This window comes from Stenotrophomonas sp. Br8 (genome assembly GCF_014763005.1).
GTDB classification, from domain to species: Bacteria; Pseudomonadota; Gammaproteobacteria; order Xanthomonadales; family Xanthomonadaceae; genus Stenotrophomonas; species Stenotrophomonas lactitubi.
In genome coordinates, this window is sequence record NZ_JACGTN010000001.1 from 162,235 (window position 1) to 187,020 (window position 24,786).

The following is a 24,786-nucleotide window of genomic DNA, read 5'->3' on the forward strand; positions in this document are numbered from 1 at the left end:
TCACCCTTTTCCCCCGCACTCCCCCGACAGACGACATGACAGACACAGACAATCCACGCGGCGCACCCGTTCGTTCGCCCCGCTCCCTCCTGCGGATGAAGCGCAGGCCCATGGTCATCGGCGCAATCGTGCTGCTCGTCCTGGCCGGCGGCGGTGCCGGCCTGCGTTGGTGGACAGTAGGCCGCTTCCAGGTCAGCACCGACAACGCCTACGTCAGGGCCGACATCGCAACGGTCAATCCACGAATCGCTGGTTACATCACCACGGTCCGGGTGCGCGACAACCAGCACGTGGCCGAGGGTGAGATTCTGGCCACACTGGACGATCGGGACTATCGCTCGCGTCTGCTCCAGGCCGAAGGCGCGGTCGCAATGGCGACGGCGCAGGTAAGGGCGCAGCAGGCTGCCATCGCCAACCTCGACGCGCAGAGCACGCGGCAGCAGAGCGTGATTGCCGCTGCTGCCGCAGATCTGCGGGCGCACCAGGCAGATCTCCGTCAGGCCGCCCAGGCCTATCGCCGGGAACGTCTGCTTGCCGACCAGCAGGCATCGGATGCGAAGCACCTGGAAGCCGCAGATGCCAGCGCACAGCGCACTGCAGCGAACACGGATGCTGCGCGCGCTGCGGTGGCTGCGAGCACGGCTTACACCAAGGTACTGGTGACCGAGCGTGAGCGCGCGAGCGCCGCGCTTGACCAGGCGCAGGGTGCATTGGTGCAGGCTCAGGCAGGTCTGGCCCTTGCCACCCTTGACCTGGAACACACGGTGATCCGTGCACCGCAGGCCGGAACGGTCGGTCAACGCAGCTTGCGGATGGGGGATTACGTGGGTGCCGGCGCACCGCTGATGGCGATCGTGCCGGACCAGATCTACATCGTCGCCAACTACAAAGAGGTGCAGCTGGAGCGCGTGGCGCCGGGCCAGCCTGTGGAGATCGAGGTCGATGCACTCGGCGGACGCGCCTTGAAGGGACGCGTGGAAAGCTTCGCCCCTGCCTCCGGCGCGCAGTTCGCGCTGTTGCCGCCCGACAACGCGACCGGAAACTTCACCAAGATCGTCCAGCGCATGTCGGTGCGTATCACCGTGGATGCCGACCAGGCGAAGCTGTCGTTCCTGCGGCCGGGGATGTCGGTGGTGGCGGCCATCGACACACGCACGGATCGCGCGCCATGAGCGCCACCATGGCAACCCCTGCCGAGGATGCAGTATCACTGCGTGCGTGGGTCGCGGTGATCGGTGGCGTGGTTGGCTGCTTCATGGCGGGTATGAACGTGCACGTCACCAATGCGTCGCTGCCGGATGTGCGCGGGTCGTTGGGTGCCACTTTCGAGGAAGGGTCGTGGATCACCACGGCCTATCTTGTCGCGGAGATCATCGTCATTCCGCTGGCGGCCTGGCTGGCATCGGTCTTCACCGTGCGCCGCGTGCTGATGGTGGGGGCCGCAGGCTTCGTGCTCTTCTCGATGGCCTGCTCGATCGCACCCAACATCAACGCGATGATCCTGGCGCGCACGCTGCAGGGCGCGTTCGGTGGTGTGCTGATACCGCTCTCGTTCCAGCTCATCGTGACCGAGCTGCCATCATCAAAACATCCGTTTGGCATGGCGTTGTTCGCCATAGCAAACAACGTGGCGCAGGCGGCGGGGCCATCGCTTGGCGGTTGGTTGACCGATGTCTATTCGTGGCGGGCGATCTTCTATCTGCAAGTGCCGCCCGGCCTGCTGCTGCTGGCTGCCATCGGCTGGTCGATCCGGCCGCAGCCGATGGCGCTGCACAGGTTCCGGACCGGCGACTGGGGCGGCATCATCGCCATGGCCCTGGGCTTGTCCGCGCTGCAGATCATGCTGGAGGAGGGCGGTCGCAAAGACTGGTTCTCTTCGACGTTCATCATCGAGGCAGCACTCATCGCCACAGTTGGCCTGGTCGCGTTCGTCGCCATCGAGCTGCGCCGCAGCGAGCCGTTCCTCAACCTGCGGCTGCTTTCCCGCTACAACTTCGGGTTGGCCAGCCTGATGCAGTTCACCTTCGGCGCGGTGGTGTTCGGTGTGGTGTTCCTCATTCCCAATTACTTTGCCGACGTACATGGTTACAACGCGCGCCAGATCGGGTTGACCATGATTCCGTACGGCATCGTGCAGTTCATCATGTCCTTCGCCACGCCGCCGCTGATGAAGCGCACCAGCGTGCGGACCGTCATCGTGCTGGGCTTCGTCATCATGGCGGTGGGCTGCCTGATGAACATCCACCTGGATGCCAACGCGGCAAGCAACGTCATCGTGCCGTCGTTGATCGTGCGTGGCATCGGCCAATCGCTGATCGTGGTCGCACTCAGTGTGATGGCCGTGGAAGGGCTGGAACGCACTGAGCTCGGCTCGGCGGCAGGCGTGTTCTCGATGGTGCGCAATGTGGGTGGCGCGATCGGTATCGCCGTGGCCAGTCAGTTCATCGTGACCCGGGAGCGACTGCATGCGTTGCACATCGGGGAATCGGTCACGTCCTTCGCGCCAGCTACCCAGGCGCGCGTGGTCGAGCTGGTCAGGATGCTGGCCAAAGCCCCCATGGACAGCGCCACCGCTCTGTTCGGCAACGGACATGCACTGGAACGGCAGCAGGCGTTCGCGATCCTCGACAGGATCGTTCATCGTGAGGCATTGCTGTTGGCCTACAGCGATGCCTTCCTTGTGGCAGGCATTGCCATGCTTGCCTGTGCGGCTGGCAGTCTGATGCTTCGTGGCAAGAAGCATGTCCGCCCAGGGTGAATACCGGTGTTGGCAATCGGCAAACTTTAGGGCTCCTTGCAAGCAGCATTCAGCGGCGGTTTCACCCACGGTGCCATTCTCTGGATCGTTGGCCGGTTCCCACGACAATCTGTCCCATCGATGCCGCTAGTGACCGATGGACGCAGTCGTAGAATCAAGTTGACCGAGATCCGGGTTGAGCCGTTGAATCCGCCTCGTTCGCGTTGCAGCACCTAGCCCGCCTGCTGGCGAAATGCCAGATCCGGCAAAGTGCGCCAGACGTGCGCTGAAGGGTCTGTTCCCGGGGAGGGGGCGAATCGGCAGAGCACACTTTTTTGACTTGAGTGACCTGCACCAGGAAACAAGAATGAACGTCCGCGAGCTCCTGCAATCCAAGAAAGAAGCTGTCATCACCATCGACACGGAAGACACGATCGGTGCCGCCGCGCACAAGATGAGCGCGAACAGGATCGCTGCACTGGTAGTGATGAAGGATGATGCCCCGGTCGGCATCATTTCCGAAAAGGACATCGTCCGCAGCCTGGCCGATGATGGTCCGCAGGCCGGCCGACGGGTGATTTCCAGCCTGCCGTCCACCGGCCTGGAAGGCATTGCGCCGGACGCCACGCTGAAGCAGGCCATGTCCCTGATGACCTACTCGCGTCGCCGCCACCTGATGGTTACCGATGGTGCCACGCTGGTCGGCATCCTCAGCCTGGGTGACATCGTGAAGAACCTGCTGGGCGAGCTGGAGCTGGAAAAGGCCGTGCTGCAGGACATCTACATGGCGGCCCACTGAGGCCTGCGCAGTGCGATGAGACGAAGCCGGGCATTGCCCGGCTTCTTCGTTGGTAGCGCCGGGCCATGCCCGGCGAGCGCGTAGCGCAGGAATCAGAAACTGACCTTGACCGAATCGGCGCTGTAGTTCGCCGGGCCGTGGTAGACGACCTCGATGTTGTTGCCATCTGGATCGAGCACGAAGGCGCCGTAGTAGCCGGGATGGTAAGGGCGCTCGCCGGGCGCGCCGTTGTCCTTCCCGCCAGCCGCCAGCGCAGCGCTGTGGAAAGCATCGACGGTGGCGGTATCGCGGGCCTGGAACGCCAGGTGGTGGCGGCCGGTCAACTGGCCGGCGGCGGCCTCGCTGCTGGCGCTGGAAATGAACAGTTCGTCGGCCCAGAAGTAGTCATCGCCTTCACCGGCCACCGGGATGCCGATCGTGTCGAACACCGCCTGATAGAAGCGGCGGCTGGCGGCTAGATCGCGCACGACCAGCTGGATGTGGTCGATCAGGCGGCCACGGTGCAGTTCCATCGTTTCCATACGAACCTCGCAAAAAAGGGGGCGGAGTCGGTAGCGCCGGGCCGTGCCCGGCGAGCGCGCAGCGCGGCCTGCTCAAGGCCGCCGGGCATGGCCCGGCGCTACCGGAATTGTGCCCCTTTCTGGGTCAGGCGTTGGAGATGATCTCGACCCAGTAGCCGTCCGGGTCCTTGATGAAGGCGAGGTTCTTCATGCGGCCGTCGGTCAGGCGCTTCTGGAAGGTCACGCCCAGGTCTTCGAAGCGCTGGCAGGCCGCTTCGATGTCCGGCACCGACACGCAGATGTGGCCGAAGCCGCGCGGGTCGCTGTTGCCGTCGTGGTAGACCGCGCCGTCCTGGGTCTCGGTGCCGTGGTTGTGGGTCAGTTCCAGCACGCCCGGCAGTCCGGCCATCCACAGGCGGCGGGCGTTGTCATCTTCCGGCACCACGGTGCCGGCCGGAACGTAGGCCAGGAAGTACAGGCTGAACTGGGCTTCGGCGAAGTCGCGCTTGTCGATCAGCTGGTAGCCGAGCACGCGGGTGTAGAAGTCCAGCGAGGCGGTGGCGTCCTTGACCCGCAGCATGGTGTGGTTGAAGACGAAGCCGGTGGTTTCGGCCGGGGCCTGGGCGGCGACGCCGGGGACATCGCGCAGGGCGGGAATGGTCATGGGGGAGGTCCTTCAGACAGGGCCGTTGCCGGCCGGATGGGCGTCATTCTACGGGCCGGCAGCTGACGGCACCGCGACGTACAATGGCCGGATCGCACCGTTCCGTCCTGATGACCATTGCCCGCCATGTCGCAGCGTGAATGGGTGGCCGCCGCCATCCGCAAGATCGAAGCCGATTTCAACCGTTCCGCCGATACCCACCTGATCCCGCTGGCCTTGCCCGGGTTCGATGGCATCGAGGTATACCTGAAGGATGAATCGAGCCATCCCACCGGCAGCCTCAAGCATCGGCTGGCGCGCTCGCTGTTCCTGTACGCGCTGGCCAACGGCTGGTTGCGCGAAGGGCGGCCGGTGATCGAGGCCTCCAGCGGCTCCACTGCCGTGTCGGAGGCCTACTTCGCGCGACTGCTGGGCCTGCCGTTCATCGCGGTGATGCCGGCCACGACGTCGCCGGAGAAGATCGCGGCGATCGAGTTCCACGGTGGCCGCTGCCATCTGGTCGAGCGCGCCTGCGACCTCAACTGCGATTCGGAAAAGCTGGCCCGCGAAACCGGCGGCCACTTCATGGACCAGTTCACCTATGCCGAGCGCGCCACCGACTGGCGTGCCAACAACAACATCGCCGAATCCATCTTCAAGCAGATGGCCGAGGAGCCCAGCCCGATTCCGGACTGGATCGTGTGCAGCCCCGGCACCGGTGGTACTGCCGCAACGCTCGGGCGCTACGTCAGCTATCGCCGGCACGACACCCGCATCCTGTGTGCGGACCCGGAAGTCTCGGTGTTCTTCGACGGCTACCAGGCCGCCCTGGCCGGCGGCAACGAGTGGCGCGGCATGACCTGCAACGGCGGTTCGCGGGTGGAAGGCATTGGCCGGCCGCGGGTGGAGTCGAGCTTCATTCCGACCAGTGTCGACGCCATGGTGAAGGTGCCCGACGCCTTGAGCCTAGCTGCGATGCGCCACGTCAGCCGCCAGCTGGGACGCCGCGTCGGTGGCTCCACCGGTACCAATTTCATCGGCGTGCTGCAGGCCGCCCAGTGGATGCGCGAGGCTGGCCGCCAGGGCAGCATCGTCAGCATCCTGTGCGACAGCGGCGATCGCTACGCGCACAGCTATTACGACCCTGCCTGGTATGTGCGGCAGGGAATCGATGTGGAAACCGCCGACGCGCAGGTGGCGGCGGCAGCGGCCGGGCAGGGCCTGCCTGGATTGCCGTGGTGCAGCCTGGAAGCGCTGTAGCCGGCCGACATTTCCGCCGGGCATGGCCCGGCGCTATCGGTCACGCCGAGCCGGCAGCGCCGGGCCGTGCCCGGCGAGCGCAGCGGTGAGTCGCACCCCGATCAATATCCGGCCGCAGTGAACGCATCCAGTACCGCATCGCGCAGGGCATCGGGCAGGGCCTCGATCTCCACGGCGCGGTCGTCCAGGTGCAGGCGCGGGTCCAGGATGCTGGCCCGGCCCTGGGCCAGGGCCTGCAGCCACAGCAGCACGCAGATGACGAACTCGCGCTCGTGGCCCAGCCGCACCTGGCTGGCACCGCGTTCGATCACCTCGAACGGATACCATTCCTGCTCGTCGCTGAACCTGCCGCCCTGGTGTTGCAGTGCCTGCAGCTGCTGCAGGTGGCGCGGCGCATCGTCGCCCGCATCGCACAGCGCGGCGATCCAGGCCAGTTCGGTCGGGCTGGCCGACAGCGCCAGCGATGGTGAACGTACTGCGGATGGAGCTGGAGCCAGACCTTCCATGTGGGGCCTCCTCGACACGTTCCGCTGCGGTCTCCCCCGCGCCGCAAGCTTCAGCCGACGGCCGTAAGGCCGACGTGAACAATGGCCTGCCGCCCCTTGTCTGCCAGCCCGGCAAGCGCCATATCGATCTGGCTGCCCGCGCTGCCGGGCCCGTACTCTGGAGACCTGCCGTGACCGTTGCCAACCCCCTGCTCGATTTTTCCGGCCTGCCGCGCTTCGAGGCGATCCGCCCCGAGCATGTGGCGCCGGCGCTGGACGTGCTGCTGGCGCAGGCCGAGGCGGCGGTCAGCGCTGCCGAGCAGGTGCAGCCGGTCAGCTGGCAGACCTTCGTTACCCCGCTGGACGATGCCACCGAACGCCTGTGGCGCGCCTGGGGCCTGGTCGGCCACCTGCAGGGCGTGATCAACACCCCCGAGCTGCGCGAGGCGTACAACAGCAACCTGCCGCGGGTGACCCGCTTCGCCAGTGCGCTGGGCCAGAACCTGGCGTTGTACCGCCAGTATCAGGCGCTGGCTGCCAGCACCGAAGCGGCCGGTTTCGACGAGGCGCGCCGCAAGGTGCTGGAAAACACCCTGCGTGATTTCCGCCTCGGCGGTGCCGAGCTGGATGCGGACGCGCAGCAGCGTTTCGCCGCCATCAAGGAAGAACTGTCGGCGCTGTCGGCGAAGTTCTCGCAGAACGTGCTCGATGCCACCGATGCGTGGTCGCTGATCGTCGAAGACCCGGCGCGTCTGGCTGGCGTGCCGGACGACGTGAAGGCTGCTGCACGCGCCGCTGCGGAAAAAGACGGCACGACGGGCTGGAAACTGACCCTGCAGATGCCGTGCTACCTGCCGGTGCAGACCTGGGGCGAGGACCGCGACCTGCGCGAGATCCTGTACCGCGCCAGCGCGCAACGCGCCTCCGAGTTCGGCGACGATGCACTGGACAACGGCGGCAACATTGATCGCATCCTTGCACTGCGTGCGGAGTTGGCCGCGTTGCTGGGCTTTGATTCCTACGCCGGCTATTCGGTAGCCACCAAGATGGCCAAGGACCCCGCCGAAGTGCTGGGTTTCCTGCGCGACCTTGCTGCCCGCGCCAAGCCGTTCGCGGCCAAGGATCGTGCCGAGCTGGAGCAGTTCGCCCGCGAGCATCTCGGTATCGACAGCCTGCAGGCATGGGATCTGGCGTTCGCCGCCGACCGCCTGAAACAGGCGCGTTACAGCTATTCCGAGCAGGAAGTGAAGCAGTACTTCACCGAACCCAAGGTGCTGGGCGGCCTGTTCTCGGTGATCGAACAGCTGTACGGCCTGCGCGTGCAGGAAGACAGCGCGCCGGTCTGGCATGAGGACGTGCGCTTCTTCCGCCTGGTGGACCCGCAGGGCAATCTGGTGGGCCAGTTCTACCTGGACCTGTACGCCCGCGAAGGCAAGCGTGGCGGCGCGTGGATGGATGACTGCCGCAACCGCCGCGAGCGCGCCGATGGCAGCGTGCAGACGCCGTTGGTGTACCTGGTGTGCAACTTCGGCCGTGGTGCCGACGGTAAGCCGGCAACCTTCAGCCATAACGAAGTGACCACGCTTTTCCATGAGATGGGCCACGGCCTGCATCAGTTGCTGACCCGTATCGGCGAGCTGGGCGTGGCCGGCATCAACGGCGTGGAGTGGGATGCGGTGGAACTGCCCAGCCAGTTCATGGAGAACTTCTGTTGGGAATGGGAGCACCTGCAGGGCATGACCGCGCATGTGGACAGCGGCGAGCCGCTGCCGCGCGCGCTGTACGAGCGCATGCTGGCCGCCCGCAATTTCCACAGCGGCATGGCCACCGTGCGTCAGCTCGAGTTCGGCCTGTTCGACATGCTGCTGCACAGCCAGTTCGAGGCCGAGCAGGACAGCGTGCTGGCACTGCTTGAGCGCGTGCGTGCGGAAGTGGCGGTGAACCATCCGCCGAGCTGGAATCGCTTCCCGCATCAGTTCAGCCACATCTTCGCCGGTGGTTATGCTGCCGGTTACTACAGCTACAAGTGGGCCGAAGTGCTGAGCGCCGATGCCTACGCCGCGTTCGAGGAAGCGCCGCAGGCGCTGGCTGCAACCGGCGCGCGTTTCCGCGACGAGGTGCTGTCGCGTGGCGGCAGTCGTCCGGCCGCCGAGAACTTCAAGGCGTTCCGCGGCCGTGCGCCGCAGATCGATGCGCTGCTGCGCCATTCGGGCATGGCGTAAGCAGGTTGCCGCCATCCACGCATGGCGTGGATCTACTGGAATGCTCCGGCATGGCGTAAACGCAAAAAAGGGCAGCGCTCCGGTAGCGCCGGGCCATGCCCGGCGAGCACGTAGCGCGGCGTAGGAAAGCCGCCGGGCATGGCCCGGCGCTACCGGGGCGTCCCGCTTTCAATCGGCGTAGATCATCTTCCGGGTCATACCGCCGTCGACGACGAAATCCTGGCCGGTGCTGAATCCGGACAGCGATGAAAGCAGGTATACCGCCAGCGCGCCGATATCCTCCGGTTGCCCGACCCGACCCACCGGGTGCTGGGCATGGTCGCTGGCCGAATACTGCGGGTCGTGCCGGCGCGACGGTGCCTGCCAGGCATCGGTGCTGATCCAGCCGGGGCTGATGCTGTTCACCCGCACCGCCGGTCCGGCGCTGATCGCCAGCGCATGGGTGAAGGCCACCAGCCCGCCTTTGGCCGCTGCGTAGCCTTCGCTGTGCGGTTCGGACTGCCAGGCGCGGGTCGATGTGATGTTGATGATCGCGCCTGCATCGACCGACAGCGCCGGCAAAGCATGCTTGCTGCACAGGAACGCACCATGCAGCGACGAAAGCCGACGTTGCCATTCTTCCCAGTCCATGTCCTGCAGCAGGGTGCCGTGCGGCCCGGCGATGCCCGCATTGTTGACCAGGCCATCGATGCGGCCGAAGCGTTGCAGGGCCACCGCGATGAAGCCGCGCACACTGGTTTCGTCGGTGATGTCCAGCCGCTGGAACGCCGCATCATCGCCGCGCTGCCATTCGGCAAGGCAGGCCTGGCCTGCCTCCACATCCAGATCGCCGATCAGCACGCGGCCGCCGGCCCCGAGCACCGCCTGGGCGATGCCGCGGCCGATGCCATTGGCACCACCGGTGACCAGCACGACCCTGCCGTGCAGCGGCGCAACCGGCCAGGTGGCAATCGGCGGTACCGTGCTCATGACAGGTCGTCACCGCGCAGGCGACGGTGCCAGCCCTCAACACCGATCCGGTCCAGGGTCTGGATGTTGCGCTCGACGATCACGTCCGGGTCCGGGTAGACATCCACCGCGCGTTCCACGCTGTCTTCGCGCAGCAGGTGCAGGGTGGGGAAGGGCGCGCGGTTGGTGTAGTTGCTGGCGTCATCGGCGGCAACGCCATCGAACTGGTAGTCCGGATGGAAGCTGGCCACCTGCAGGATGCCCTGCAGGTCCAGCGCCTCGATCGCCGCATCGGCGTTGTCGAGGAAGTCGTTGTAGTCGAGGAAGTCGGTCAGCACCTGCGGGTGCACGATCAGGGTGGTATCGATCTGCTCGGCCGGCGTGTCGCGCAGCAGCACCAGTTCTTCGGCCAGTTCTTCCACCAGGGCTTCCGGTGTGGTCGCGTCGCTCAGCACGATGCGGACCTGGTCTTTCACGTACACCGCCTTGGCGAACGGGCACAGGTTCAGGCCGATGACGATGCGCTCCAGCCACAGGCGGGTGGCGGCGATCGGGTCATCGGTGGGCAGGGGGGTGTCGGTCATGGCGGGCGCATCGGCTGGCGTGGGTGGCCATTGTAGGCGTGCCGGTGCGGGGGCGCCGTTCACTGTGCAGGAACTGGACAACGGCGATGCTGGAAATTCCCATCGATTCAATCCCTTGCCGATATCACGCCAATGGCCGATTGCCGACGCAGCGGGCCAGGCGTGCAATGGCGGCACGACACAGGAGGACTTCACATGACTGCATCTTCCCCATGGCTGCCGGACACACTCTGGTCAGGCGCCTTCTTTGATGGTCAATGGAGCGCTGCCGCACAGCGCCAGCCGGTGATCGAACCCGCCACCGGGCAGTCGCTTGGTGAGATCGGCCTGGCCGACGCGGCGCAGGTCGCGCGCTCTGCAGCCGCTGCGGCGCAGGCACAACAGGCATGGGCGGCGGCGCCATACGAACAGCGCGCCGAGGTGCTGCGCAAGGCCGCGCGCCTGGCCGAGGAAAACATCGACACGCTGGTCGACTGGATGGTCCGCGAAAGCGGCTCCACCCGCCTGAAGGCCGGCTTCGAGGCCAAGGTGACCATCAAGGCACTGCATGAGGCCGCCGCACTCCCTTCGCGCAGCGTGGGGGAAATCCTGCCGTCCGAGCCCGGCAGGCTGAATCTGGCGCGGCGTCGTCCCCTCGGCGTGGTGGGGGTGATCTCACCGTTCAATTTCCCGCTGTACCTGGCGATGCGCGCGGTGGCCCCGGCCATCGCTCTCGGCAATGCCGTGGTGCTCAAGCCTGATCCGCGCACGGCGGTGTGCGGTGGTGCGGTGATCGCACGCCTGTTCGAGCAAGCAGGTCTTCCGCAGGGTGTGCTGCACATGTTGCCCGGCGACGGCGCCGCCGGTGCCGCGCTGACCAGTGATCCGCATGTGGCGATGATCCAGTTCACCGGCTCGACGGCGGCGGGACGCAAGGTCGGCGAAGCCGCCGGCAAGCATCTGAAAAAAGTGTCACTGGAGCTGGGCGGCAAGAACGCGCTGATCATCCTCGACGATGCCGATCTGGATCTGGCCGTGGCCAACACCGCCTGGGGCGTGTACCTGCACCAGGGTCAGATCTGCATGGCCACCGGCCGTGTGCTGGTACAGCGAAGCATCCATCAGGCGTTCCTGCAGAAGCTGGTGGCCAAGGCGAAGTCGCTGAAGGTGGGCGACCCGGCACGCGAGGACGTGGCGCTGGGGCCATTGATCAATGCCGCGCAGCGCGACCATGCAGCGCGTGTGGTCGACGACGCAGTGAAGGCCGGTGCGTCCCTCGAAACCGGCGGCACCTACCAGGACCTGTTCTTCGCACCGACCGTGCTCGGCAACGTCAGCGCGGACAATCCGGCGTTCAACGAAGAGATCTTCGCGCCGGTGGCGGTGGTGGTGCCGTTCGATGACGACGACGAAGCCGTGCGCCTGGCCAATGACAGCGAGTACGGCCTGTCGATGGCGATCGTTTCCCGCAATGTCGGCCGCGCGCTGAAGCTGGGCGAGCGCCTGCGTACCGGCCTGCTGCACATCAACGACCAGACCGTGAACGATGAGGTCATCAATCCCTTTGGCGGGGTAGGGGCGTCCGGCAACGGCACCAGCATCGGCGGCCCGGCCAACGTGGAGGAATTCACCCAGTGGCAATGGATGACGGTCAAGGGCGAAGCCCCGGCCTATCCGATCTGATCGAGGAGAACGCAACGATGAGCAGCAACAGTGGATCGCGTGACATCACCGCCGCCGTGGTGCGCGGCAAGGAACAGCCCTTCGTCATCGAGCAGGCGCGCCTGCGCGGCCCGCAGGACGACGAAGTGCTGGTGAAGATCGTGGCGACCGGCCTGTGCCACACCGACCTGATCGTGCGTGACCAGTACTATCCAGTGCCGCTGCCGGCGGTGCTGGGCCATGAGGGCGCGGGCATCGTCGAGGCGGTCGGCCCCAACGTGCGTGAACTGAAGGCCGGCGACCACGTGGTGCTGACCTACGGCCAGTGCGGCCACTGCAATCCCTGTCGTGGTGGACATGGTGCGTATTGCCGCGATTTCTTCGCGCTGAACTTCGGTGGCGTTGATGGCCACGGCCATACCGCCATCACCGATGCACAGGGCCAGCCGCTGCACGATCACTTCTTCGCACAGTCGTCGTTTGCCACGTTTGCGTTGGCGCGCGAGATCAACGCGATCAAGGTGCCTGACGATGCGCCGCTGGAGCTGCTCGGCCCGCTGGGCTGCGGGATCCAGACCGGTGCCGGTGCGGTGCTCAACTCGCTGCAGGTGCGATCGGGCAGCAGCTTCGCCAGCTATGGCGCCGGTGCGGTCGGCCTGAGCGCGGTGATGGCGGCCAAGGTCGCTGGTGCCACCACCATCATCGCCATCGACGTGGTGCCCTCACGGTTGCAGTTGGCCATGGAGCTGGGTGCCACCCACGTGGTCAACAGCCGCGAGACCGATGTGATCGAGGCCGTGCGTGCGATCACTGGTGGCGGCGCCGATTTCGCGCTGGAATCCACCGGTCGTCCGGAGGTTCTCTCCGCAGGTATCGAGGCGCTGGGCGGGCTGGGCATGATGGGCGTGGTTGGCGCGCCGAAATTGGGCACGACCGCCAGCTTCGATGTGAACAACCTGCTGCTGGGTGGTCGCAGCATCCGCGGCATCGTCGAGGGCGACAGCGTGCCGCAGGTGTTCATTCCGCAGCTGGTGACGCTGTACCAGCAGGGGCGCTTCCCGTTCGACAGGCTGGTGAAGTTCTATCCACTGGAGCAGATCAACCAGGCGGCCGAGGACAGTACGCGGGGCATTACCCTGAAGCCGATTCTGCGGATCGCGGCGTGAGGTGAGGGTGGGGAGGGTTTGCAGGGCTGCGCCCTGCACCCGCCGAATCAACGGCAACGGCCGAAGCAACAGCAACAGCCGAAGCAACAGCAACAGCGGGCTATCCGTGGGATGGCGGGGTGGGTCCGGTTGCGGGGGACGCCGTAAATACGTCCCTGTAGGCTCGGCCGCGGCATCCATGCCGCGGACACCCCCGCAACCGGACCCACCCCGCCTTCGACAGATCTCCGCTGCTGTTGGTAGGTGTCGACCTTGGTCGACACATGGATCCACGCCATGCGTGGATGAATGCCTGACGGAAACGGAAACGCTCCGTTGTCGGGACGTAACGCGGGCGTGGCGTGCGCGGGTGTACTCTGCGTCCATGATGGCCACGACAGTCGGGCAACAGCAATTGGTGGCGGCGCGTGCCGCTTTTGCCGAGGGCGACGTGCAGTCGCTGGCGATGCTGCCTTTGCCGTTGCAGCAGTCCTGGCAGCGTTCGCATGCGGCCGGTGTGCGTCCCGGCCAGGAGCCGTATTACCCGCCATTGCAGGGCAACGGCCACCACCTGGAATCCCGCGACGACCGTCGCCTGGCGCGTTGCGTGCAGCCTGAGCTGGAGCAGTTGTGGTCTGCGTTCGGTGCGCGGGGATGGACGATGTTCTGCGCCAACCGCGAGGGCATGGTGATCGTGCATCGCGCCCATGGACTGGAAGATGCGCCGCTGCTGCGGCCGATCCAGGTGGGCCGGCGGCTGGGCGAGGCCGAGATCGGCACCACCGCGCCTGCGGTCAGCCTGGCCGACGACATGCCCGCCCTGGTGCGCGGCAACGAACACTATCTGCAGCGGTTTGCCCCCGTGTTCTGCCTGAGTGAGCCGCTGCATGACCTGCAGGGGCAGGTCTGCGGTGCGATCGACATCACCGGCTTGGGGGAACGCGACCCGGCATTGCTGCAGGGCTATTTCCGGCAGGCAGCGCTGGCCATCGAGAACCGCTTGATGCACACGCTCAGCGATGTGCACCTGCTGGCGGTGCAGCATGATCCGCGCTGGCTGGCATCACCGCTGCAGGGCCTGTTGGCGGTGCAGGAAGACGGCCAGTTGCTTGCCGCCAACCGCGTCGCCCGGCGTCTGCTCGGACTGCCACGGCGTGGGCCGCTGCCGCTGCTTTCGCTGGACACGCTGTTTGCCGGCGCCAGCGCCGCACAGCGCCGCCGACTGCTGCAGCCCGGTCCTGCGCATCGGGTGCGGCTGGGCGAGGGCAGTGCGGTCCATCTGCAGCATCTGCAGGCACCGCGCGCTGCACGGTCGCGTTCGCCGGCTACGGCCGCGGCGCCTGTGCAGGCGGCGCCACTGCGTGACCAGCAGCGCGATGCAGCGCGCCGCGCCGCACGTGCCGCCGACGGCAACCTCAGCCTCGCTGCACGCCAACTCGGAATCTCGCGGACAACGCTGTACAAACTGCTGCGCGAGTGAGGCCGGCAACCGGGGCCGGCGCTACACCCCGGCGTCGATCAATCGCGGAAATTGTTGAACTGCAGCGGCAGTTCGAACTTGCCGGCCTTCAGCACGGCGATGGCGTCCTGCAGGTCGTCGCGCTTCTTGCCCATCACCCGCAGCTTGTCGCCGTTGATCTGGGTTTCCACTTTCAGCTTGGCTTCCTTCAGCGCCGCAGCGATCTTCTTGGCGATCTTCTGCTCGATGCCCTGCTTGACGGTGATCTTCTGCCGGGCCTGCGCCAGGTTGGTTTCCACGTCGCCATATTCCAGGCTGAGCACGTCGATGCTGCGGGCGGCCAGGCGTGCGCGCAGGATGTCGTTCATCTGCTTGAGCTGGAACTCGCTCGGTGCGGACTGGGTGATCACTTCGCCCTCGCGCTCGAATCTGGCGTCCACGCCCTTGAAGTCGAAGCGGGTGGCAAGCTCGCGGTTGGCCTGGTCGAGCGCATTGGTCAGTTCGTGGGTGTCGACTTCGGACACAACGTCGAAGGAAGGCATGGGCGTTACTCCGCAGAAATCAGTGGCGGTCATTCTATCGTGCCGGTCGCGGCGGCAACGCCCGCGGTCGGTGATAATGAGCCATGAACCTGCAACGCTCCCCTTCGCGCGCCGTGGCCTGGATGGTCGCCGCCGTCGCCTGTTTCTCGCTGATGGACGCCGGCATGAAGCAGCTCTCGGGCAGCTATCCCTCGCTGGAGGTGACCTTCCTGCGGGGTGTGGCGTCGCTGCCCTTCGTGCTGGTCTGGGTACTGGCCAGTGCCGGGCCACGCTCACTGATCCCGCGTCGCTGGGGCCTGCACCTGCTGCGCGGCGGTCTGGGCATGGCGATGATCGGCTGCTTCGTGTTCGCCCTGCGTGACCTGCCGCTGTCCACCGCGTACACCATCTATTTCGTCGCGCCGCTGCTGATTGCTGCCTTGTCGGTGCCGCTGCTGGGCGAGCGGGTCGGGCCGCGGCGCTGGGTCGCCATCGGTATCGGCCTGGTCGGCGTGCTGGTGGTGCTGCGGCCGGGCGTGGGTGGTTTCATCTCGGTGCCGGGCCTGATGGTGCTGGCCGCTGCCACTGCCTATGCCATCGCCGCGATCACCGTCAGCCTGCTGACCCGCACCGATACCTCGCAGTCGATGGTGGTCTGGTTCCTGGTCATCATGGCCATCGGTGCCGGGCTGCTGGCGATTCCCGGCTGGGTGCCGCTGCAGATGGCGCATGCGCCGTTGATCGCCGGCATGGGCCTGGCCGGAGCGCTGGGCCAGATCGCGCTGACCAAGGCCTTCCAGCTGGGTGAGGCCTCGATGATCGCGCCGCTGGAGTACAGCGGCCTGGTCTGGGTGATCGGCTGGGACCTGGCGTTCTGGGGGCAGCTGCCGGATGGCTACACCTGGGCGGGCGCGGCGATCATCGTCGCCTCGGGCCTGTATCTGCTGCACCGCGAGCGGGTGAACCGGCAGGAACCGCCGAAACCGTTGGACCATCCCTGAACCGGTTTGGCCGGGGAATGGGGTCAGAGCCCCTGCGGGGATCCGACCCGGGGTCAGATCCCCGCAGGGGCTCTGACCCCATTCCCCGGCCAATGAGCCGGTGCGGGCGCCTTAGAACCAAAAGGAATAACATTCTGGCCCATGGCGCGGGCGCGCGAGCGCCGGCGCTGGTAGGCTGCACGCCCCCTTCCATCGCCCTCCCGGTGAGCTGATCCCGTGATCGAGTTCCAGCGCCTGCACAAATCCTATGCCGTTGCCGGCCGCGCGGTCAGCGCGCTGCAGCCGCTGGACCTGACCATCGAGGCTGGTGAGGTGTTCGGCATCATCGGCCATTCCGGAGCGGGCAAATCGACGCTGATCCGCATGATCAACCGCCTGGAAGAGCCCAGCGGTGGTCGTCTGCTGATCGCCGGTGAAGACGTAACCGCGCTGGAGCCGGAGGGCCTGCGCGCGCTGCGCCGCCGGATCGGCATGATCTTCCAGCACTTCAACCTGCTGTCCTCGCGCACGGTGGCCGGCAACGTCGCCTTCCCGCTGGAACTGGCCGGAACGCCGAGGGCCGAGATCGATGCGCGCGTGGCCGAACTGCTGCAGACCGTCGGCCTGCAGGCGCATGCGGACAAGTACCCGGCGCAGCTGTCGGGCGGGCAGAAGCAGCGTGTGGGCATCGCTCGGGCACTGGCCACCCGCCCGCAGATCCTGCTGTGCGATGAGGCCACCAGCGCGCTCGATCCGCAGACCACCGCCTCGGTGCTGGCGCTGCTGTCGAAGATCAACCGCGAACTGGGCCTGACCATCGTGCTGATCACCCATGAGATGGACGTGATCCGTCGCGTCTGCGACCGCGTGGCTGTGCTCGATGCCGGCCAGCTGGTCGAGACCGGCCCGGTGACGAAGGTGTTCCTGCATCCGCAGCACCCGACCACCCGCCGTTTCGTCAGCGAATCGGAGCAGGTGGACGAGGGCACATTGCACCGCGATTTCGACGCTGTCGGTGGTCGTGTCGTACGCCTGACCTTCCTCGGCGCTGACACCTACGAACCCCTGCTCGGCAGCGTCGCGCGGCAGACCGGGGTCGACTACAACATCCTTTCCGGCCGTATCGACCGGATCAAGGACACCCCGTATGGCCAGCTGATCGTCGCCCTGGTGGGCGGTGACCAGTCCGCCGCGCAGGCCGCGTTCGTGGCTGCCGGCGTGCACGTTGAGGAACTGCGTCGATGATCATCGCCACTGCCGGCGGCTTCTTCCGCCACCTGGATGCAGGCAAGTGGGCCGACATCGGCCAGGCCACCATCGACACTCTGCTGATGCTGGCCGGTTCGCTGCCACTGACCCTGGCCATCGGCCTGCCGCTGGGCGTGCTGCTGTACCTGTTCGGTGCGCCACAGCTGAAGCGCCGGCCGTTCGCCTACGGCGTGCTCGCGCTGGTGGTGAACCTGCTGCGCTCGGTGCCCTTCATCATCCTGATGATCGTGCTGATCCCGGTGACCCTGTTCATGATGGGTACCTCGCTGGGTGTGCGTGGCGCGATCGTGCCGCTGGTCATCGGCGCTGCGCCGTTCTATGCGCGCCTGGTGGAAACCGCGCTGCGTGAAGTGGATCGTGGCGTGATCGAGGCGACCCAGGCCATGGGTGCCACCACCTGGCAGCTGGTCACCCGCGTGCTGCTGCCTGAAGCACGGCCGGGCCTGATTGCCGGTGCGACGGTCACCACCGTGGCCCTGATCGGTTTCACTGCGATGGGCGGTGCGATCGGTTCCGGTGGCCTCGGTGACCTGGCGTTCCGCGATGGCTACCAGCGCTCGCATACCGACGTGGCGCTGGTCACCGTGGTCCTGCTGCTGGTGCTGGTGCAGCTGCTGCAGATGCTGGGCGACCGCCTGGTCGCGCATTACAGCCGCAGATAACTGGGGCTTCCGCCGGGCATGGCCCGGCGCTACCGGAACGTTCGCGCGGCAGCGCCGGGCCATGCCCGGCGGCGGCGTCTCAACGCACGTTCGGCACTTCGTAGCCCAGCTTGCCGACCTGATCGGCGTGCTGCGGCACGCGCTTGAGCTTGTCGGTGTTCACCCCGTACTCGTCGCGCAGGCGTTCGGCCAGGTCCTTGTACAGGGCCTTGTCCATGTCAGGCGTGCGGGCGAAGATCCAGGCCATCTCGCGCCCCGGGTAGCCGATCAGCGCCCAGGAATAATCCGGCGCCACTTCCAGCACCCGCGAATGGGTCGGCACGACCCGGTAGAACCAGGTGCGCCAGCCGTGGTTGCCACTGTCGGGATCGACACTGGCACGCGCGCGGATTTCCTGCAGGGGCTCGCCGAAGCCATCGCGGTAGCGATAGGTGATGGCGACCTTGTGGTCCTCGCGCAGCTCGTACTGGTTGACGCTGGCGACGTGGCCGCGTTCGATGAAGTTCGGCACGCGGCCGATCACGTACCAGGTCCCCATGAAGCGCTGCAGGTCGATCGCCCCGTCTGCAGAGGCTTCCGCGGCGCTGTTGCGGGATGGCGGTGGGGAATTGGCAGCCACTGCCGGACCGCCCAGGGACAGGGCCAGCAACACAGCGCAGAGCGGGCGGATCGAGGTCATGCGGGAGCGGGCTCCAGTGGGCTTGCCCGCGCATGGTCACTGTGTGCACGCCATCCGTCAATGGTGTCGCAGCCGGTGAGAAGCTCCGCAGCCAAGCTGGCCCGCATCGACCACCGGAGAATCCGCATGCGCACACGTCCCCGCCACCGCCTTCCAGCTGAACGCGTCAGCGAACGCAGCGATCCCCGACTGCTGCGGGTGGTGCCGCAGCTCGCCTTGGCCGGGCTGGCCGTGGTGCTGGTGTGGCCGGCCGCGCGCGGCAGCAGTGCCTGGCTGGGTTGGTTGCCGCTGTGGCTGGTCGGCATGCCGTTGGCGGCCTGGTGGGCCCTGCTGCGCTGCCCGTTGCCCACGCGGGCAGCGCTGCGCTGGTTGCGACGCGACACTGGGCAGGGCCGGCGCCGCTCCCAGCCACGTACGCGCAAGGCGCACACCGCCACGGCCTGACCTTCGACACGGGGGCGGCCCCGGTCATCCATGCTAGCGTTCCACGGCTAATGACTGCCTGGAGCTGCAATGTCACGATTCGCTTCCGCCTGCCTGCTGGCCGGCATGATGACCGCTGCCTCGGTGGGTACCGCCGTGGCCGCTGAAGACACCGACCGTTACGCCTGGCTGGAGGACGTCACCGGCGACAAGCCGTTGTCCTGGGTCAAGGAACAGAACGCCAAGTCCGAGGCGCGCCTGGCGCAGACCCCGGCCTTCAAGCAGATGGAGACCAGCATCCGCGAGGTGCTCGACTCGGACGCCAAGATTCCCGGCGTGCAGAAGATCGGTGACTACTACTACAACTTCTGGAAGGACAAGCAGCACGAGCGCGGCCTGTGGCGCCGCACCACCCTGGCCGAGTACCGCAAGGCCTCGCCGACCTGGGAGACCGTGCTCGACCTGGATGCGCTGAACAAGGCCGAGAACGAAAACTGGGTCTGGCACGGCGCCGACTGCCTGCGTCCGGACTACAGCCGTTGCCTGATCGCGCTGTCGCGCGGCGGCGCCGACGCCGATGTCACCCGCGAGTTCGACCTGGCCAGCAAGAGCTGGATCAAGGACGGCTTCTTCCGCCCCGAATCGAAGGGCGGCCTGAGCTGGATCGACCGCGACACCGTGTTCGTCTACACCGATTTCGGTACCGGCTCGATGACGACCTCCGGTTACCCGCGCGTGGCCAAGCTGTGGAAGCGTGGCACGCCGATGTCCACGGCCAGCCTGGTCTATGAAGGCAAGCCGGAAGACATGTACATCGCGGCGATGCACGATGACACCCCGGGCTTCGAGCGCAACCTGGTCAGCCGTACGCTGGCCTTCTACAACAACGAGATCTACCTGCGCGGCGACGATGGCAAGCTGACCAGGATCGACGCGCCGAACTCGGCCGAGAAAGGCCTGCACAAGCAGTGGTTGACCCTGGAACTGCGCGATCCGTGGACCGTGGGTGGCAAGACCTACGCCTCCGGCGCACTGCTGGTGACCAAGCTGGATGATTTCCTGGCTGGCAAGCGCGACTTCGAGGTGCTGTTCACCCCGACCGCGACCACCTCGCTGGCCAGTGCCTCGTGGACCAGGAACCACCTGGTGCTGAACGTGCTGGACGACGTTAAGAACCGCCTGTCGGTGCTGACCCCGACCGCCAAGGGCTGGCAGAAGAGCGACTTTGTCGGTGCGCCGGCCTTCGGCACCCTCGGCGTCAGTGCGGTCGACAGCAATGACAGCGATGCAGTGTGGCTGACCGCCACCGACTACCTGACCCCGACCACCCTGGCCATCGCCGACATCGGCAAGGCGCCGGAAGTGCTGAAGACCATGCCGGCGTTCTTCGATGCCGACGGCAAGGTCATCGAACAGCACTTCGCCACCAGCAAGGACGGCACCCGCGTGCCGTACTTCGTGGTGCACGACAAGGCGATGAAGCTCGATGGCTCCAACCCGACCCTGCTGTACGGCTACGGTGGCTTCGAGATCTCGCTGACCCCGGCGTATTCCGGTGGCATGGGTCGCGCTTGGCTGGAGAAGGGCGGCGTGTACGTGGTCGCCAACATCCGTGGTGGTGGCGAGTACGGCCCGCGCTGGCACCAGGCGGCGCTGAAGCAGAACCGTCACAAGGCCTATGAAGACATGGCCGCCGTTGCCCAGGACCTGGTCACCCGCAAGATCACTTCGGCCAAGCACCTGGGCGTGCAGGGCGGCAGCAACGGTGGCCTGCTCACCGGCAACATGCTGACCCAGTACCCGGAGCTGTTCGGTGCGGTGGTGGTGCAGGTTCCGCTGCTGGACATGAAGCGCTACAGCCACCTTCTGGCCGGCGCGTCGTGGATGGCCGAGTACGGCAACCCGGACACCAGCGACTGGGAGTTCATCAAGACCTTCTCGCCGTACCACCTGTTCGACGCGAAGAAGAGCTACCCGCCGGTGCTGTTCACCACCTCCACCCGCGATGACCGCGTGCATCCGGGCCACGCCCGCAAGATGGCCGCGAAGATGATCGATGCCGGCAAGGACGTGACCTACTACGAGAACATCGAAGGCGGTCATGGCGGTGCGGCCAACAACGCGCAGGCCGCGCACATGTCCGCACTGGCCTACAGCTTCCTGTGGGAGCGGTTGGGCGGTAAATGATGAAATGAAAAACGCCGCCCTCGGGCGGCGTTTTTCGTTGGGCATTCGTTGCACGGTAGCGCCGGGCCATGCCCGGCGGCTCCCTTGCCGCGCTGCGCGCTCGCCGGGCATGGCCCGGCGCTACCGGAAATGTTTCAACCCGCGCGCGATACGGTCCACCGCGTCCTGCAGCCGCGGCACTTCCTGGGTATAGGCCAGGCGCACGTGCTGGTTCGATCGATGGAAACCGAAATCCAGGCCCGGGGTGAATGCCACGTGCTCGGTCTCCAGGAAATGCGCACAGAACGCCTGCGCGTCATCGGTGAACGCGCTGACGTCGGCGTACAGGTAGAACGCACCCTGCGGCTCCACTTCGATGCGGAAGCCCAGTTCGCGCAGGGCCGGCAGCAGGAAATCGCGGCGTTGCTGGAAGGCCTGGCGGCGTTGTTCGAAGATCGCCATCGCCTCTTCGCTGAAACAGGCAAGGGCTGCATGCTGGGCGATGCTCGAGGCGCTGATGTACAGGTTCTGCGCCAGCTTCTCCAGGTCGGGTACTGCCGCCGGCGGCGCCACCAGCCAACCCAGTCGCCAGCCGGTCATGCCGAAGTATTTGCTGAAGCTGTTCAGCACGAACGCGCTGTCGTCCACCTGCAGCACGCTCGCTGCATCCAGGCCATAGGTCAGGCCGTGATAGATCTCGTCGACCACCAGGTGGCCGCCGCGCGCATGCAGCGACGCCGACAGTGCCGCCAGTTCATCGGCTGACAGCACGGTGCCGGTGGGATTTGCCGGTGATGCCACCAGCGCGCCGACGCTGTCGGCGTTCCAGTGCTGCTGCACCAGCGAAGGGGTCAGCTGATAGGCCGTTTCCGGTCCCACCGGCACCAGCTGCGCGCCACCTTCCACCAGTCGCAGGAAGTGGCGGTTGCAGGGATAGCCGGGATCGGCCAGCAGCCAGTGGCGGCCCGGGTCGACCAGCAGGCTGCTGGCCAGCAGCAGCGCGCCGGAGCCGCCCGGCGTGACCAGGATGCGTTCGGGGTCGATATCCAGGCCGTAGTGGCTGCGATAGAAGCCGCTGATCGCCTGGCGCAGGGCGGGCAGCCCGCGTGCGGCGGTGTAGCGGGTGTGGCCGGCGGCCAGCGCCGCCTGGCCGGCACGCACGACCGGCTCGGCAGTGGTGAAGTCCGGTTCGCCAATCTCCAGATGGATCACATCGTGACCGGCCTGTTCCAGCGCCTGAGCGCGGGCCAGCAGGGACATCACATGGAAGGGAGCGATTTCGTGGCTGCGCCGGCTGTAGCCCGGCGTGTGGGGCAGGGTACTCATGGCCACATGGTACGCCGCCGGTCCAGGTAGTGCCGGCCGCTGGCCGGTAACCTCGGGATGAACAGTCTGCTGCGGTTGCCGGCCAGCGGCCGGCACTACCGGCGCGCACCATGACGATCCGCAGGGTTGCCCGCAGCCCCCCTGCAACCCAGACTCAGGCGCAAGGACGCCATTGCATTGCCGATCAAGGAGCCTTATTTCATGAAATCCACTCTCTGCCTGTTGCTTGCGAGCCTGATGACCAGCACCGCTACCGCCGCCACCCCGCCCGTTCCGCCGGATGTTGAGAAGCGTCCGCACGTGGTCAAGGCGCCGTTCGGCGCGACCCGCAACGATGACTATTACTGGCTGCGCGACGACAAGCGCGAGGACAAGGCCATGCTGGCCTACCTGCAGGCCGAGAACGCCTATGCCGACCAGCTGCTGGCACCGCTGAAGCCGCTGGAGGATGCGCTGTACGGCGAAATCGTCGGCCGCATCAAGCAGGACGATGCCAGTGTGCCGGCGCGCGAGCGCGGCTACTGGTACTACAGCCGCTACGAAACCGGCCAGGACTATCCCATCCATGCGCGCCGCAAGGCCAGCATGGACGCGCCGGAGGAAGTCCTGCTCAACGTCAACACGATGGCTGCCGGCAAGGGTTATTTCAGCGTCGGCTCGATGGAGGTCAGCCAGGACAACCAGCTGCTGGCCTGGGCCGATGATGACGTGGGCCGCCGCCAGTACGTCATCCGCTTCAAGGACCTGCGCACCGGCGCGGTGCTGCCGGACACGATCACCGGCACCTCCGGCGACCTGGTCTGGGCCGACGACAACCGCACCGTGCTGTATGTCGAGAACGATCCGGAAACCCTGCTGACCGTGCGGGTGAAGAAGCACGTGCTGGGCACCCCGGCCAGCGCCGACACCGTCGTCTACGAAGAAAAGGACGACAGCTTCTACATGGGCATCGGCCGCACCCGCGACGATCGCTTCATCACCATCGGCGTGCACAGCACCGTGTCCTCCGAAGAGCGCTACGCGCCGGCCAGCGACCCGACCACGTTCACCGTGCTCGCCCCGCGCCAGCGCGACGTGGAGTACGACGCCGACCACTACGACGGCCGCTGGGTGATCCGCACCAACGATGGTGCGAAGAACTTCAAGCTGGTCACCGCACCGACCGATGCCACCTCGCGCGCGCAGTGGAAGGACTGGATCGCCCATGACGATGCGGTGTTCATCGAAGGCTTCGAACTGTTCGATACCTACACCGCCATCGCCGAACGTTCCGAAGGCCTGGAGCGCATCCGCCTGCTGTTCAAGGACGGTCGCAACGACTACGTGAAGGCTGACGAACCGGCCTATTCGATGGGCCTGGGCGACAACACCGAGGCTGACACCACTTGGCTGCGCTACGTCTACACGTCGATGACCACGCCGACCACGGTGTACGAACTGAACACCACCAACGGCGAACGTCGCCAGCTGAAGCAGCAGCCGGTGATCGGCTATGACGCCTCGAAGTACGAGACCGACCGGGTGTGGATCACCGCGCGCGACGGGGTGAAGGTGCCGGTGTCGCTGGTCTATCGCAAGGGCTACAAGAAGGATGGCACCGGCGCGCTGTTCCAGTACGCCTACGGCAGCTACGGCATGTCGATGGACCCGTACTTCAACCAGACTGCGGTGAGCCTGCTCGACCGTGGCGTGGTGTATGCCATCGCCCACATCCGCGGCGGCCAGGAAATGGGCCGCGACTGGTACGAAAACGGCAAGCTGCTGCACAAGCAGAACACCTTCAACGACTTCATCGACGTCACCCGTGGCCTGGTTGCACAGGGCTGGGCGGCGAAGGATCGTGTCGCCGCGTCTGGTGGCAGTGCCGGTGGCCTGCTGATGGGCGCCATCGCCAACCAGGCGCCACAGGACTACCGCGTGCTGGTGGCGCAGGTGCCGTTCGTGGACGTGGTCACCACCATGCTCGACCCGACCATCCCGCTGACCACCAACGAGTACGACGAGTGGGGCAACCCCGAGCAGAAGCCGTACTACGAGTACATGCTGTCCTACTCGCCCTACGACAACGTGAAAAAGCAGGCCTATCCGTCGCTGTTCGTGGGTACCGGCCTGTGGGATTCGCAGGTGCAGTACTGGGAGCCGGCCAAGTGGGTGGCCAAGCTGCGTGATGACAACACCGGCCACTTCCCGATCCTGTTCCGCACCAACATGGAAGCCGGCCACGGCGGCAAGTCCGGGCGCTTCCAGCGTTACCGCGAACTGTCCGAGTCGTATGCGTTCGTGCTGCAGCAGCTGGGCATCGAAACGCCGGCTGCCGGCGCTGCGACCGAATGACGC

At 66.4% G+C, this 24,786-nt stretch carries 22 protein-coding genes; 14 read left to right on the forward strand and 8 right to left on the reverse strand.

Annotated features, from left to right (window positions below; genetic code table 11):
- The first annotated feature begins 110 nt into the window (after nt 1–110).
- From H3005_RS00775 to H3005_RS00785, 3 genes are all read left to right on the forward strand, one after another.
- Nucleotides 111–1,172, forward strand: a complete 1,062-nt coding sequence (locus tag H3005_RS00775; protein ID WP_223879988.1) for an HlyD family secretion protein — start codon at nt 111–113, stop codon at nt 1,170–1,172.
- 8 nt (nt 1,173–1,180) lie between these two features.
- The gene (locus H3005_RS00780; RefSeq protein WP_207764204.1) at nt 1,181–2,758 is read left to right on the forward strand and encodes a DHA2 family efflux MFS transporter permease subunit; all 1,578 of its coding nucleotides are present in this window, start codon (nt 1,181–1,183) and stop codon (nt 2,756–2,758) included.
- Nucleotides 2,759–3,104: 346 nt separating this feature from the next.
- A complete protein-coding gene (locus tag H3005_RS00785; RefSeq protein ID WP_089237013.1) occupies nt 3,105–3,536 on the forward strand; it encodes a CBS domain-containing protein in 432 nt (143 codons plus the stop codon).
- A gap of 92 nt (nt 3,537–3,628) precedes the next feature.
- On the opposite strand, the gene H3005_RS00790 is transcribed toward H3005_RS00785, so the two are convergent.
- Complete coding sequence (locus H3005_RS00790; protein ID WP_025877330.1) at nt 3,629–4,057, reverse strand: VOC family protein; 429 nt, start codon at nt 4,055–4,057, stop codon at nt 3,629–3,631.
- Nucleotides 4,058–4,181: 124 nt separating this feature from the next.
- A complete protein-coding gene (gene gloA, locus H3005_RS00795) occupies nt 4,182–4,700 on the reverse strand; it encodes a lactoylglutathione lyase (protein ID WP_100553612.1) in 519 nt (172 codons plus the stop codon).
- A 126-nt stretch (nt 4,701–4,826) separates the two neighbouring features.
- Between gloA and H3005_RS00800 the strand changes: the two genes are divergently transcribed.
- Nucleotides 4,827–5,939 carry a PLP-dependent cysteine synthase family protein gene (locus H3005_RS00800; RefSeq protein ID WP_180165552.1) on the forward strand — a complete coding sequence of 371 codons (1,113 nt, stop codon included), beginning with the start codon at nt 4,827–4,829 and terminating at the stop codon, nt 5,937–5,939.
- Between the two features lie 101 nt (nt 5,940–6,040).
- On the opposite strand, the gene H3005_RS00805 is transcribed toward H3005_RS00800, so the two are convergent.
- A complete protein-coding gene (locus tag H3005_RS00805) occupies nt 6,041–6,445 on the reverse strand; it encodes a hypothetical protein (RefSeq protein ID WP_191077407.1) in 405 nt (134 codons plus the stop codon).
- A gap of 170 nt (nt 6,446–6,615) precedes the next feature.
- On the opposite strand from H3005_RS00805, the gene H3005_RS00810 reads away from it, so the two are divergent.
- Complete coding sequence (locus tag H3005_RS00810) at nt 6,616–8,646, forward strand: M3 family metallopeptidase (protein ID WP_191077408.1); 2,031 nt, start codon at nt 6,616–6,618, stop codon at nt 8,644–8,646.
- A 168-nt stretch (nt 8,647–8,814) separates the two neighbouring features.
- Here the strand turns inward: H3005_RS00810 and H3005_RS00815 are convergent, their stop codons facing one another.
- Complete coding sequence (locus tag H3005_RS00815; RefSeq protein WP_191077409.1) at nt 8,815–9,615, reverse strand: SDR family oxidoreductase; 801 nt, start codon at nt 9,613–9,615, stop codon at nt 8,815–8,817.
- Nucleotides 9,612–10,178, reverse strand: coding sequence for a DUF1415 domain-containing protein (locus H3005_RS00820; RefSeq protein WP_100553607.1), 567 nt, complete (start codon nt 10,176–10,178; stop codon nt 9,612–9,614). The genes H3005_RS00815 and H3005_RS00820 overlap by 4 nt, the downstream gene beginning before the upstream one ends.
- 195 nt (nt 10,179–10,373) lie before the next feature.
- On the opposite strand from H3005_RS00820, the gene H3005_RS00825 reads away from it, so the two are divergent.
- The 3 genes from H3005_RS00825 to H3005_RS00835 all read left to right on the forward strand — a co-directional run bounded on the left by H3005_RS00825 (nt 10,374) and on the right by H3005_RS00835 (nt 14,444).
- Nucleotides 10,374–11,840 (forward strand): benzaldehyde dehydrogenase, encoded by a 1,467-nt coding sequence (locus H3005_RS00825; RefSeq protein ID WP_100553606.1) that lies wholly within the window; start codon nt 10,374–10,376, stop codon nt 11,838–11,840.
- 17 nt (nt 11,841–11,857) lie between these two features.
- Nucleotides 11,858–12,985 (forward strand): NAD(P)-dependent alcohol dehydrogenase, encoded by a 1,128-nt coding sequence (locus H3005_RS00830; protein WP_100553605.1) that lies wholly within the window; start codon nt 11,858–11,860, stop codon nt 12,983–12,985.
- A gap of 364 nt (nt 12,986–13,349) precedes the next feature.
- A complete protein-coding gene (locus tag H3005_RS00835; RefSeq protein ID WP_191077410.1) occupies nt 13,350–14,444 on the forward strand; it encodes a helix-turn-helix domain-containing protein in 1,095 nt (364 codons plus the stop codon).
- Between the two features lie 38 nt (nt 14,445–14,482).
- Here the strand turns inward: H3005_RS00835 and H3005_RS00840 are convergent, their stop codons facing one another.
- Nucleotides 14,483–14,965 carry a YajQ family cyclic di-GMP-binding protein gene (locus H3005_RS00840; RefSeq protein WP_089236993.1) on the reverse strand — a complete coding sequence of 161 codons (483 nt, stop codon included), beginning with the start codon at nt 14,963–14,965 and terminating at the stop codon, nt 14,483–14,485.
- Between the two features lie 83 nt (nt 14,966–15,048).
- On the opposite strand from H3005_RS00840, the gene H3005_RS00845 reads away from it, so the two are divergent.
- The 3 genes from H3005_RS00845 (at nt 15,049) to H3005_RS00855 (ending at nt 17,855) form a co-directional block, all read left to right on the forward strand.
- Complete coding sequence (locus H3005_RS00845; RefSeq protein ID WP_191077411.1) at nt 15,049–15,945, forward strand: DMT family transporter; 897 nt, start codon at nt 15,049–15,051, stop codon at nt 15,943–15,945.
- A 216-nt stretch (nt 15,946–16,161) separates the two neighbouring features.
- Entirely contained in the window at nt 16,162–17,169 is a 1,008-nt protein-coding gene (locus H3005_RS00850) for a methionine ABC transporter ATP-binding protein (protein ID WP_089236990.1), read from the forward strand.
- Complete coding sequence (locus H3005_RS00855) at nt 17,166–17,855, forward strand: methionine ABC transporter permease (RefSeq protein WP_100553603.1); 690 nt, start codon at nt 17,166–17,168, stop codon at nt 17,853–17,855. The genes H3005_RS00850 and H3005_RS00855 overlap by 4 nt, the downstream gene beginning before the upstream one ends.
- Before the next feature lie 79 nt (nt 17,856–17,934).
- On the opposite strand, the gene H3005_RS00860 is transcribed toward H3005_RS00855, so the two are convergent.
- On the reverse strand, nt 17,935–18,534 hold the full coding sequence (locus tag H3005_RS00860) for a lipocalin family protein (RefSeq protein ID WP_100553602.1): 600 nt from the start codon (nt 18,532–18,534) through the stop codon (nt 17,935–17,937).
- Between the two features lie 126 nt (nt 18,535–18,660).
- Between H3005_RS00860 and H3005_RS00865 the strand changes: the two genes are divergently transcribed.
- Together H3005_RS00865 and H3005_RS00870 are read left to right on the forward strand one after the other, a co-directional pair.
- Complete coding sequence (locus H3005_RS00865; protein ID WP_100553601.1) at nt 18,661–18,978, forward strand: hypothetical protein; 318 nt, start codon at nt 18,661–18,663, stop codon at nt 18,976–18,978.
- A gap of 69 nt (nt 18,979–19,047) precedes the next feature.
- The gene (locus tag H3005_RS00870) at nt 19,048–21,144 is read left to right on the forward strand and encodes a prolyl oligopeptidase family serine peptidase (RefSeq protein WP_100553600.1); all 2,097 of its coding nucleotides are present in this window, start codon (nt 19,048–19,050) and stop codon (nt 21,142–21,144) included.
- A 120-nt stretch (nt 21,145–21,264) separates the two neighbouring features.
- On the opposite strand, the gene H3005_RS00875 is transcribed toward H3005_RS00870, so the two are convergent.
- A complete protein-coding gene (locus H3005_RS00875) occupies nt 21,265–22,449 on the reverse strand; it encodes a pyridoxal phosphate-dependent aminotransferase (protein ID WP_100553599.1) in 1,185 nt (394 codons plus the stop codon).
- A 201-nt stretch (nt 22,450–22,650) separates the two neighbouring features.
- On the opposite strand from H3005_RS00875, the gene H3005_RS00880 reads away from it, so the two are divergent.
- Nucleotides 22,651–24,783 carry a S9 family peptidase gene (locus tag H3005_RS00880; RefSeq protein WP_191077412.1) on the forward strand — a complete coding sequence of 711 codons (2,133 nt, stop codon included), beginning with the start codon at nt 22,651–22,653 and terminating at the stop codon, nt 24,781–24,783.
- Nucleotides 24,784–24,786 lie beyond the last annotated feature (3 nt).